Source organism: Streptomyces aurantiaciflavus (assembly GCF_049808595.1).
Lineage (GTDB): Bacteria > Actinomycetota > Actinomycetes > Streptomycetales > Streptomycetaceae > Streptomyces.
The window spans coordinates 24,281-36,175 of record NZ_JBNCAQ010000052.1 but is presented as its reverse complement, the minus strand read 5'-3'; the positions used below and the strand labels follow the sequence as shown (position 1 = coordinate 36,175).

General features: G+C 71.6%; 8 protein-coding genes. 5 read left to right on the top strand and 3 right to left on the bottom strand.

Translation table 11 applies throughout. The features are described 5' to 3' along the window. Positions 1-20: 20 nt before the first annotated feature. Positions 21-1,103 carry a mannose-1-phosphate guanylyltransferase gene (manB, locus tag ACPT94_RS39170; RefSeq protein ID WP_360347488.1) on the bottom strand — a complete coding sequence of 361 codons (1,083 nt, stop codon included), beginning with the start codon at positions 1,101-1,103 and terminating at the stop codon, positions 21-23. Positions 1,104-1,322: 219 nt separating this feature from the next. Next, the gene (locus tag ACPT94_RS39165; RefSeq protein ID WP_360347486.1) at positions 1,323-2,765 is read right to left on the bottom strand and encodes a peptidoglycan recognition protein family protein; all 1,443 of its coding nucleotides are present in this window, start codon (positions 2,763-2,765) and stop codon (positions 1,323-1,325) included. Between the two features lie 127 nt (positions 2,766-2,892). Here ACPT94_RS39165 and ACPT94_RS39160 point away from each other — a divergent pair, with 127 nt between their 5' ends. The 4 genes from ACPT94_RS39160 (at position 2,893) to ACPT94_RS39145 (ending at position 9,163) form a co-directional block, all read left to right on the top strand. After that, complete coding sequence (locus tag ACPT94_RS39160; RefSeq protein ID WP_360347484.1) at positions 2,893-3,651, top strand: TIGR03089 family protein; 759 nt, start codon at positions 2,893-2,895, stop codon at positions 3,649-3,651. 502 nt (positions 3,652-4,153) lie between these two features. Beyond that, positions 4,154-5,347 (top strand): LCP family protein, encoded by a 1,194-nt coding sequence (locus tag ACPT94_RS39155; protein ID WP_425247972.1) that lies wholly within the window; start codon positions 4,154-4,156, stop codon positions 5,345-5,347. 266 nt (positions 5,348-5,613) lie between these two features. Then, entirely contained in the window at positions 5,614-7,359 is a 1,746-nt protein-coding gene (locus ACPT94_RS39150; protein WP_425247971.1) for an LCP family protein, read from the top strand. 85 nt (positions 7,360-7,444) lie between these two features. Next, positions 7,445-9,163, top strand: a complete 1,719-nt coding sequence (locus ACPT94_RS39145; protein ID WP_360347478.1) for an LCP family protein — start codon at positions 7,445-7,447, stop codon at positions 9,161-9,163. Between the two features lie 28 nt (positions 9,164-9,191). On the opposite strand, the gene ACPT94_RS39140 is transcribed toward ACPT94_RS39145, so the two are convergent. Then, positions 9,192-10,226, bottom strand: coding sequence for a glycosyltransferase family 2 protein (locus tag ACPT94_RS39140; protein ID WP_360347476.1), 1,035 nt, complete (start codon positions 10,224-10,226; stop codon positions 9,192-9,194). Between the two features lie 133 nt (positions 10,227-10,359). On the opposite strand from ACPT94_RS39140, the gene ACPT94_RS39135 reads away from it, so the two are divergent. Beyond that, positions 10,360-11,826, top strand: coding sequence for an LCP family protein (locus ACPT94_RS39135; protein WP_489686606.1), 1,467 nt, complete (start codon positions 10,360-10,362; stop codon positions 11,824-11,826). Positions 11,827-11,895 lie beyond the last annotated feature (69 nt).

The following is an 11,895-nucleotide window of genomic DNA, read 5'->3' as shown; positions in this document are numbered from 1 at the left end:
CCGTACTTCCGTGTCTCGGTCTACTGGTCGGAAGAGAAGCGCACCGCGCCTGCGGGGATGCGGGCGTCGCACCAGACTCGGGCGCCTTCGCGGAGTTCGTTGTCGGGGCCGACGATGGCGCCGTCGCCGATGACCGTGCCGGTGAGGACGGAGCGTTCGCCGACGCGGGCTCGGGTGCCGATGAGGGAGTCGGTGATGACGGCGCCGGGTTCGATCACCGCGCCGGGGAGGATTGTCGAGCCGAAGACCCGCGCGCCCTCGGCGACGAAGGCGCCCTCGCCCACCACCGTGCCGCCGGTGAGTTTCGCGTCGGGGGCGACCGTGGCGGTGGGGAGGACGAGGCGGTCGCCGCAGCGGCCGGGGACGGCCGGGGACGGGGCGCGGCCGAGGACGAGGTCCGCCGAGCCCCGGACGAAGGCCGCCGGGGTGCCCAGGTCCAGCCAGTACGTCGAGTCGACCATGCCCTGGAGGTGGGCGCCGGCCGAGAGGAGGTCGGGGAACGTCTCGCGCTCCACCGAGACCGGGCGGCCCAGCGGGATCGTGTCGATGACCGAGCGGCGGAAGACGTACGCGCCCGCGTTGATCTGGTCGGTGACGATCTCCTCGGGGGTCTGGGGCTTCTCCAGGAAGGCCAGGACCTTGCCGGTGTCGTCGGTGGGGACCAGGCCGTAGGCCCGGGGGTCCGTCACCCTCGTCAGGTGCAGCGAGACGTCCGCCGACGACGACTCGTGGGTGGCCACCAGCCGTCTGATGTCCAGGCCCGTGAGGATGTCGCCGTTGAAGACGAGCACCGGGTCGTCGGGGCCCGAGCGCAGCCGGGACGCGACGTTGCGGATCGCGCCGCCCGTGCCGAGGGGCTCCTCCTCCGTGACGTACTCGATGTGCAGGCCGAGCGACGAGCCGTCGCCGAAGTACGGTTCGAAGACCTCCGCCAGATAGCTCGTCGCGAGGACGATGTGGTCCACGCCCGCCGCCCTCGCCCGCGCCAGTTGGTGCGTCAGGAACGGCACCCCCGCCGCCCTGACCATGGGCTTGGGCGTGTGCACCGTGAGCGGGCGCAGCCGGGTGCCCTTGCCGCCGACCAGGAGGATCGCTTCTGTCACCTTCGTCTCTGCTTCCTGCCGGGACCGGCCGAACTGTCTTTCGGCCGGCCAGTGTATGCAGACCGTTGCGTGGCAACTTCGATGGCCGTGCGGTGTTGCATGCGGTGTTCCATGCGCTGTCCCCCCGACGGCTGTGGAATGTGCCCCCCACTGGACGTGTCCTCCGCCGCCTCCGGTTTCCGCCGGGGCCTCCCCAGGCCCGGGCGTCCCGGGCCCGCCTCAACGACCCTGGTAGCGGGCCGCAGTCGAGCGGGCCGAGGCGAGCTTGCCGTAGAGCTGCCGTCCTGGGCATTCCGTGGCGAAACCGTCCCGGTGGCCGGAGATCACGTTCAGTCGTACGTTCTTACCTTTTGCGTAGAGATTGCCACCACCCGACTTCAGGTATGTCTTTCCGCGCGGATTCGCCCCGAACAGGCCAAGCTTCCACGCCGTCAGACGGGCGATGGCGTTCACCGCCGCGGCGGACGGCTTCGAGGCGCTGAACGTACCGAGAACGGCGATCCCCATGCTGTTGGTGTTGAAACCCAGGGTGTGGGCGCCCAGGATCGGCTTGGTCACTCCCCCGGCGCGGCCCTCGTAGATGTTTCCGCACTTGTCGACGAGGAAGTTGTAGCCGATGTCCCGCCAGCCCATGCTCTTGACGTGGTAGCGGTAGATACTGCGGATGACCGAGGGCGCCTGGGAGCACGTGTAGTTGTTGCCCGTCGCCGAGTGGTGCACGAAGGCCGCCTTGACCGTCCTCGTGTAGCGGAACGCCGTCTCCCGCATGCTCTCGTCGGCGCCCCAGCCGCGCCGGGTGACGATGCGCGGGCGCGGGCCGATGTAGGGCTTCACTCGCTGGCTGTCCGTCAGTTCCCCTTGGCGCAGGGAGAGAAGTTCGTGTTCGGTTCCTGTGCGGTCGAGGGCGGGGATCTCGGTGGCGCCGAGGGGGGCGAGGTCCGTGTTGGCGGCGGAGGCGGCGACGGCCCGAGTGGTCGTCGCGGTCGCCGTCCGCGGGGCGTCGACGGGGGCCTGCCGGGTCAGGGCACGGCTGCGGGGCGGGCCAACGGGCGCGTGGGCGGCGGGCTCCGTTCCGGGATCGACCAGTTCGGCGCGCAGGCCCGCGGGGAGCGGAAGGGCCGCCGACGCGGTGAGGGGGCCGCGGGCGGTGTCCTCCGTACGGATGCCGGCGGCGGGGACGACGCGGACCTCCACGCCGTCGGAGTCGCCCACCCACAGGGGCGCGGTGGCGCCGCGGACGCCGAGCGCGGTGCGTTCGGGCGTGTCGGGGTCGGCGCCGTGGTCGGCGTTGTGGGTCTCGAGGTCCTGCCAGCCGGACCAGGCGCCGGTGCCGACGGCGCGGGTGCGGACCTGGACGCGGCCGTGCAGTTCGGCGTTCGGGTCGTCCCAGACGACGCCCACGAGGGAGAAGGGGTGTACGTCCCGGCGGGGCAGGCCCTGTTGCTCCGCGCCGGGGGCGCGGTCGCGGGCGGGGGAGGTCAGAGGCAGCGACTGGGTACTGCCGGGGAGCGGGGCGGCGGGGCTCGTGGCCAGGGCCGCGGCGGCGGTCGTCTCCACGGTCGGCGCCGGTCGCGCCGTCGCCGCGGTGGCGGGCGGCGCCAACGGAAGGGCGAGGGCCGCCGTACAGGTGACACCGATCGAGGAAGCAAGCAATCCACGCATGCGACCGATCCTGGACAGGGCCATACATATCCGCACATCGGGGAACTGACGGGCCGTCGGGCGCGTTCCGCCGAACCGGTGGCCCGGCGGCGGGTGTCCGGCGCGGTCGGCGCGTACGCTTGCGCGGGTGACTGCCATCGACCGTACCCCTGCCGACCTGCTGCGTTCCGCGCTCGCCGCGGATCCCGCGCGCCCACTGGTGACCTTCTACGACGACGCCACCGGCGAACGTGTCGAATTGTCCGTGGCCACTTTCGCCAATTGGGTGGCCAAGACCGCCAATCTGATCCAGGACGGGCTGTCCGCCGAGCCCGGCGACCGGGTCGCGCTGCTGCTGCCCGCGCACTGGCAGACGGCGGTGTGGCTGCTGGCGTGTTCGTCGACCGGGGTCGTCGCGGACGTCGCCGGGGACCCGGCGCGCGCGGACTTCGTCGTCGCCGGGCCCGGTCACTTCGAGGCGGGGCTGGCCTGCCGGGGCGAGCGGTACGCCCTCTCGCTCGCGCCGCTCGGCCGACGCTTCGTCCCGGCCCCGCCGGACGGTTACGCCGACTACGCCGTCGACGTCCCCAGCCACGGGGACCGCTTCGTGCCGTACGCGCCCGTGGACCCGGAGGAGCCCGCGCTCATCGTGGCCGGCGCGGAGTACACGGGCGCGGAGATCGTGGAACGCGCCCGCGCCGAGGCGGCGGACCTCGGACTGACCGGCCCCGGCTCCCGGCTCCTGTCCGGACTGTCGTACGACACCTGGGAGGGCCTCAGCGCCGGGCTGTACGCGCCGCTGGCCAGCGGCGCCTCCGTGGTGCTCTGCCCGAACCTCGACCAGGCGCCCGAGGAGACCGTGGCCAAACGCATCGACAGCGAACGGGTGACGGCCACGGCTCGATAGGGACACGGCACGGCTGGGCCCCGGCTCGGCAGGGACCGGCGCGGCCAGGCCCCGGCTCGACAGGGACCGGCGCGGCCAGACCCCGGCTCGACAGGGACCGGCGCGGCCAGACCCCGGCTCGACAGGGACCGGCGCGGCCAGACCCCGGCTCGACAGGGACCGGCGCGGCCAGACCCCGGCTCGACAGGGACCGGCGCGGCCAGACCCCGGCTCGGCAGGGACCGGCGCGGCCAGGCTCGGCGCCCTCTCGGGCGGTGCCCGCCGGGCCACCGGAATCGTCGGCCGACCCCTCGCCGGACCTTCCCCCGGCCCCTCACCACCCCTCTCTCGCCGGCCCGGCCGCCACCGGCCCCTGCGCCCCCGAGCCGCCACCACCCCCGTCACCCATTTGGACCACCCCCACCCGCACCCCCGCCCCACCCGGGCCATCGTCGTAGGAGCGGCACGACGTTCGCGGCACGGCACGTCGTTCGTACGGCGAGCAGGAGGGGTGGAGTCCGGGGTGAGCAGAGACGCAGGCGTGTCCGGGGGCCTCGGGCCGGGGGCGGGGGGCTCCGGCTGGGGGCCGGGGGTCGTGCGGCGTCGGCGGCGGCGGTGGGTGCGGTACGGGGTGGGGGCGGTCGCGCTGCTCGTCGTCGCGAGCGGGGTGGCCGGGTGGGTGCTGTACGCGAAGCTCGACGGGAACATCACGCCCGACGAGGCCGCCGCGGCGGAGCTCGGGCGGTACGCGAAGGAGCGGCCGACCGCGTTGGTGAAGGACGCGCGGAACATCCTGCTGATCGGGTCGGACTCGCGCTCGGGGTCCGGCAACCGCGAGTACGGCCGGGACTCGGGGACCGAGCGGTCGGACACGACGATCCTGCTGCACCTGGCCGCCGGGCGGCGCAGCGCGACCGCCGTCTCGATACCCCGCGACCTGATGGTGGACGTGCCGAGCTGCCGGCGGTCGGACGGGACGCGGACCGAGCCGATGTTCGCGATGTTCAACTACGCCTTCCAGGCCGGCGGCTCCGCCTGCACGATCCGGACGGTCGAGAAACTCACCGGGATCCGCGTCGATCATCACGTCGTCGTCGACTTCAGCGGGTTCAAGGAGATGGTCGACGCCGTGGACGGGGTGGAGGTCTGCCTCAAGGAGCCGATTCGCGACAAAGCGGCCAAGCTGCGGCTGCCGGCGGGGCGGGTGAGGCTCAACGGTGAGCAGGCCCTCGGGTACGTCCGCGCCCGCAAGACCCTCGGGAACGGCAGCGACACCGACCGCATGGACCGGCAGCAGCGATTCCTCGGCGCGCTCTTCACCAAGATGCAGAGCAACGACGTGCTGCTGAACCCGGTGAAGCTGTATCCCGTGCTGGACGCGGCCACGTCGTCCCTCACCACCGACCCGGATCTGGCGAGCCTGCGCGGGCTGTACGCACTCGTGCGCGGCCTGCGGGACATTCCCACCGAACGCGTGCAGTTCCTGACCGTTCCGCGGGAGTCGTACGTCTACAACGCCAATCGCGACCAACTCGTGGAACCCGAGGCGGAGAAACTCTTCGAACTGCTGCGTACCGACCGACCCGTGACCGTCACCCCGGAAGGCCCCTCGAATTCGGGCTCTGCGCAGTCGTCCGATCACGAGCCGTACGGATCGTCGCCGTCACCGGTCCCCACTTTCCGGGGGAACACAGCCGCGGAGGACACCTGTGCGTAGGCCGCGCGGCACCGCGGCGAGGTAAAGCGCTTCCCAAGCGGGTCTTTCCGACGAACTCCAGTTCAAGGAATTGGGATGGATTGCCCGGTTGTAGGGACGTGGAATTTGTCACCGTCGTCGCCCGACGCTGAACTGGGCGGATAGTGTGAGCGATCCGGTGCACCCGGCCAGAGGACCGTCCTGGGGTCGTGCACTGTGTGACCGAGACCCGAGCGCCTTGAAGGGGGAAAGGCGCCGCGTGGCCCCGACGGAGGATTCGGACAACCGTGGACGCGCAAGGCCGTGGGCGGGCGGACAACATCGATCCCGCAGACCAGTGGGTGCTCAATCCGAACACCGGCGAATACGAACTGCGACTGACTCCTTCCGCACCGCAGTCGGCGGTCCCCGGACCCCGCAGAGCCGACTCCCCTGTCCCGGGGGACACGGGCGCGGTCCGCAGCCGTACGGCGGCGCCGGCCCGGGACACGCCGGGCGTGCCGGGGCCGCGACGGCGCCGGGGCGTGCCGGAGGAGCCGCCGCCCGGCCGGCGCGGGCGCCGGCCGGAGAAGAAGAAGTCGAAGGCGAAGAAGGTCCTGCTGTGGACCGGCGGGATCACCGCCTTCACCCTGGTGGGCACCGCCGGCGCGGCCTACCTCTATCTCGAGCACCTCAACGACAACATCACCTCCCTCTCGGACGACGGCGCGAGCACCGGTGGCTTCAGCAAGGACAAGGCGATCAACCTCCTGCTGATCGGCACCGACAAGCGCACCGGCGCGGGCAACGAGGGCTACGGCGACTCCGGCAGCGTCGGCCACGCGGACACGACGATCCTGCTGCACGTCTCCAAGGACCGGACGAACGCGACCGCGCTGAGCATCCCGCGCGACCTCATCGTGGACGTCCCGGACTGCCAGACCGAGCAGGAGGACGGCTCCACCAAGGTCATCCCGGGCACGGAGAACGTCCGCTTCAACACGAGCCTCGGCCAGGACGGCCGTACGCCCAGCTGCACCATGCGGACGGTGACGGAGCTGACCGGGATCACCCCGGACAACTTCATGGTCGCCGACTTCAACGCGGTGAAGACGCTGACCACGGCGGTCGGCGGGGTCGAGGTGTGCCTGGCGAAGAACATCGACGACCCGGACTCGCACCTGAAGCTGTCGAAGGGCACGCACACCATCGAGGGCGAGCAGGCGCTGGCGTTCGTGCGCACCCGGCACTCGGTGGGCTTCGGCGGCGACCTGAGCCGGATCGCGATCCAGCAGCAGTTCCTCAGCTCGCTGATGCGGAAGCTGAAGTCGAACGACACGCTCACCAGCCCCAGCAAGATGATCAAGCTGGCGGAGGCGGGCACCAAGGCGCTGACCGTCGACTCGCAGCTGGACAGCATCAACAAGCTCAAGGACCTCGGTCTGGAGCTGGGCAAGCTCAACACCAAGAACCTGACCTTCACCACGGTGCCGGTGGTCGACAACCCGGCCGAGAAGGTCAAGGCCACGGTCGTCCTCAACCGGGCGACGGCGCCCACCGTCTTCCAGATGATCAGGGACGACGTCTCCTTCACCGAGGTGAAGCAGAAGGCGCAGGCGTCGAAGAACGCCGCTGCCGCGGCCGCCGCCGCCCGCCTCAAGGGCACCCAGTCCGCGGCCTCCGAGGTGCGGGTGCGGGTGATGAACGGAGGCGCCGAGGCCGGCAGCGCACAGGCCACTCTCAGCTGGCTGCAGAATGATGAGGGCGTGACGAAGTCCGAGAACGCGGGCAACGCGCCTCAGGAACTCAGCAGGACGACGCTCGAGTACGCGCCCGACCAGGCGGCGCAGGCCCGCAAGCTCGCCGCCATCATGGGGCTGCCCGGGACCGCGCTGAAGCCGGGCAAGAGCGTCACCAACGCCCAGGGTCTGCCGACGATGACGCTGACGCTGGGCAAGGACTTCGAGGGCGCGGGCGTCTCGCTCACGGCTCCGGCCAAGGTGCCGGACTCGGTCGACAAATCCACGGCGGACAAGGTCGAGTGCGCCAAGTAGGTAACCCTGCGGGCCCGTCAAGCGTCTGACTTGACGCGGGACGGGCCCGCGTCATGTCAGCGCACGGCGGTGGAGGGCAGGGGAAGTGGCGCGGAGCAGTGTGCGGGGGGCGGTTCCCGAGGTCGAGGACAACACGACGTCCACGACGGCGGCGTCCGACCAGGACGCGGCCCAGGACGGGCAGAACCTGGACGGCGGCGGCGAAGGCAGCACGGACGGCGGGACAGTGAGCGGGTCGGCCGGCGGATCGGACGCCGGCCCCGACAGCGGCCTCGGCGAGGGCGACGGGGGGCGCAGAGCCGGCCGCAGACGGCGCAGACGGCGCGTACTGCGCTGGTCGGCATCGGTGCTGGCGCTGGTGATACTGGGCAGCGCGGGGGCGGGTTACCTCTACTACAAGCACCTCAACGACAACATCAAGAGCGACGACCTCAACATCGGCGAGGCCAAGGACCGGGCGGCCGAGACGAAGGCCAACGCGGCCGGGCAGAAGCCGCTGAACATCCTGCTGATCGGGTCGGACGCCCGCGACACCGCGGAGAACCAGAAGCTCGGCGGCGCCAGGGACACCTTCAACGGCATCCCGCTCGCCGACGTCCAGATGCTGCTCCACGTCTCCGCGGACCGCAGCAACATGTCGGTCGTGAGCATGCCCCGCGACACGCTGCTGGACATCCCCAAGTGCACGGACCCGGACACCAGGAAGGTGTACCCGGCGCTCACCCGGGAGATCACCAACGCGTCCCTGGGACGCGGCGGCCCGGGCTGCACGGTGGCCACGTGGGAGAAGCTCACCGACATCCACATCGATCACTTCATGATGATCGACTTCTCCGGTGTGGTGTCGATGGCGGACGCGATCGGCGGCGTCCCGGTGTGCGTGGACGCCAACGTCTACTCGCACACCCGGGACGGCAAGGGCTCCGGCCTCAAGCTGGAGAAGGGCACGCACGACATCAAGGGCAAGCAGGCCCTGCAGTGGCTGCGCACCCGCTACGGCTTCGAGGACGACACCGACCTCGCCCGCGCCAAGGCGCAGCACATGTACATGAACTCGATGGTCCGCCAGCTGCGCTCCGAGGCCAAGCTGACCAACCCGAACGGCCTGCGCAGGCTCGCCGAGGCGGCCACGAAGGCGATCACCGTCGACGACGGCCTGGACAGCATCAAGAAGATGTACGACCTGGCGACCGAGCTGCAGAAGGTCCCGACCGAGCGCATCACCATGACGACGATGCCCAACCGCTACGACACCGTCCAGACCGGCCGGGTCGTGCCCACCAAGGACGCCGAGAAGCTGTTCCGGCTGGTGCGCGAGGACATAGCCCTGGACGGCAAGGACACCAAGAAGCCCACCGCCACCCCGTCGCCGACGGCCACGGACCCGGCCGCGGCGGACGACGAGATCGCGGTGCAGGTCCACAACAGCACCTACACCGACGCGCTGGGCGCGGCCCGCGGGCGGGCGACGGCGGTGAAGCAGCTGCTGGTCGGCAAGGGCTTCACCAAGGCCGTGGCGGACACCTCGCCGGCCACCGCCGAGGAGAAGACGGTGATCCGCTACCCGAGCGCCGACCTCCAGGGCGACGCCCAGCGGGTGGCGAAGGCCCTCGGCATCCCGTCGAGCCAGGTGAAGAAGTCCACCGACGTCTCCGGGGTGACGCTGTTCGTCGGCGCGGACTGGCGGTCGGGGTCCGCGTACAAGGCGCCGAAGCAGGACGACAGGACGCCCACGTCGGCGCAGACGATGAACGCCGCCGACACCAGCCAGTGCATGCACGTGGACCCGGACTACACCTGGTAGCCCGGGTCCGGCCGGCGCCTCGCGTCCCTCAGCTCGTCTCCGGGCTGAGGACCGCGGGGCGCCGGGAGGCGATGACCTTCTTGGCCAGCGACTTCGGGCTGGTCAGGAAGCCCCAGCCCCACGACATGTGCATCGTGGCGAGCGCCACCGGGATCCGCAGCCGCGCCTTCAGCGGCAGCCCCCTGCCGGCCGGCAGCGATCCGGCGACGATCGCCGCGAGGTAGCCGCCGGGGACGACGAATCCGAGCGGGGTGACGGCCGCGCCGACCACGATCCCGGCCGCTATCGCGCACACCGCGGCCGGCGGGGCGAGGTAGCGCAGGTTGATGGAGCCCTCGTGGTAGCGGGCGACCACGTGCCGCCAACGGCCGTAGTCCTTGTACTGCTTGGCGAGCGCCTTCACGCTGGGCCGCGGCCGGTACGACACCTTCAGCTCGGGCGAGAACCAGATCAGCCCGCCGGCCTCGCGGATGCGGAAGTTCAGCTCCCAGTCCTGGGCGCGGATGAACTCCTCGTTGTAGCCGCCCTGTTGCTCCAGCGCCTCGCGCCGGAACACCCCGAGGTACACGGTCTCGGCGGGCCCGGCCTGGCCGCCGGTGTGGAAGGCGGCGTTGCCGACCCCGATCTTCGAGGTCATGGCGGCGGCGACCGCGTGCTCCCAGTCGTTCTCGCCCTCGGCGTGCATGATGCCGCCGACGTTCTGCGCGCCGGTCTCCTCCAGGAGCCGCACGGCGGTGGCGATGTAGTTCGGCGAGAGCATGCCGTGCCCGTCGACGCGGACGACGATCGGATGCCGGGAGGCCTTGATCGCGGCGTTGAGGGCGGCGGGCGTACGCCCCGTGGGGTTCGGCACGGTGTGCACACGCGCGTCTTCGGCCACGAGCTGAGCCGCGATCTCGTCCGTGCGGTCCGTGGACGGACCGAGGGCGATCACGACCTCCATCTCGCCGGCGTACTCCTGCGCGAGGATCGCTTGGACGGCTCCGCGCAGATGCCGCTCCTCGTTGAGGACGGGCATGATGACGGACACGGCGGGGAGCTGCACGTCGGACTTGGCGTTCATAGGGGGTTCACGTTACCGCGAACGGGGGACACGCTCGCGCCCCGCCGGGTGCGCTGCCCCGGACCACAGATCGTATGGGCCTACGGTGCTCACGGCTCCCCCTCGTACGGCCGTCGCCCGGAGGTGACCCGCTTTGCCCCCCACCCCGCCCCGGTCCCCCGCCTCCCGGCCCCAGCACCGCCCACGGCGTCCGCCGGCGCGCCCCGTACGGAGGAAACGTCCCCGCTGGGCCGTGCGGGCGGTGATGACCCTGTCGGTCGTGGTCCTGGCGTCCGCCGGCATCGGACACTCGGTGGTCAGCACCCTCGACGCGGACATCGCCCGCGTCGACCCCTTCAAGGACATGAAGAACCGCCCGCGGGCCGGGCACGGCATGAACGTCCTGCTGGTCGGCACGGACGGCCGCGACCGGATCACCGAGGAGGAGCGCCGCAGATACCGCCTGGGCGGCGCCCCCTGCCACTGCACCGACACCCTGATGATCGTGCACATCTCGGAGGACCGGGAGCGGGCGAGCGTGGTCAGCCTGCCGCGCGACTCCTACGCCGAGACGCCCCCGCACACCGACGGGACCACCGGCCGGGAGCACCACGGCCACCCCGTGAGGATCAACGCGGCGTACGCGGAGGGCGGGCCGCAGCTGACGGTGCGGACGGTCGAGCACATGACCCGTGTGAAGATCGACCACTACCTGGAGGTCGACTTCACCAGCTTCATGAAGACCGTCGACGTCCTCGGCGGTGTGAAGATCTGTACGGCGAAGCCCCTCAAGGACACGTACACCGGCCTGGACCTCCCGCCGGGCACCCACACCCTCAAGGGCGGCCAGGCCCTCCAGTACGTCCGCTCCCGGCACGCCGACGCCTCCTCCGACATCGGCCGGATGAAGCGCCAGCAGCGCTTCCTGGCGTCCCTGATCGACCACGCGACCTCCTCCGGCATCCTGCTGAACCCGCTGAAGTTCCGTGACGTGGCGCGGGCGGTGCTCGGCTCGGTCCGCGCGGACCGCGGCTTCGGCACGGACGAACTCCTGAGCCTCGGCCGCGCGATGCGCACCTTCTCCCCCTCCTCCTCGGAGTTCACGACCGTCCCCATCGGTGAGATGGGACACGTGGTGAAGGGCATCGGCTCGACCCTGAAGTGGGATCCGGTCAAGGCGGAGCGCCTCTTCCGGTCCCTGCGCGACGACAAGCCCCTCGCCACGACCGTCGCCCCGGTGCGCAGCACGGTCGTACGCGTCGAGGTGCCCCCGCAGCGGATCCGCGTCCAGGTCGAGAACGGCACCCGCACCCCGGGTCTGGCCAAGCGGGTCGACGCGGCCCTGGCCGCCACCGGCTTCCGCACCACCGGACGCCCGGCCACCGCCCCCGTCGACACCGTCCGGCGCACGGTCATCACCTACGACCCCCGCTGGGACCGCTCCGCGAAGTCCCTCGCGGCGGCCCTCCCGGGCAGCGAGCTGCGACCGGCGCCGGGCCTCGGGGCGACGCTGAAGGTGACGGCCGGCTCGGACTTCCGCCAGGTGCGCCGGGTGCGGGCGGAGGATCCGGTACGGGGGGAGTTCGCAGTGGTGCGGGGCAACGAGGTGGGGTGCTCCTGACCGGCCGCCGAGCAGGGCTGCGCCGTCGAGAGGGCTCACCCTGCTCAGTCTTCGGGCAGCGCGGGGAGC

Excerpts from the sequence above, each read along its gene's own strand:
- ACPT94_RS39165 (WP_360347486.1), bottom strand. The coding sequence starts at position 2,765 with ATGCGTGGATTGCTTGCTTCCTCGATCGGTGTCACCTGTACGGCGGCC.
- ACPT94_RS39140 (WP_360347476.1), bottom strand. The coding sequence starts at position 10,226 with ATGAACGCCAAGTCCGACGTGCAGCTCCCCGCCGTGTCCGTCATCATG.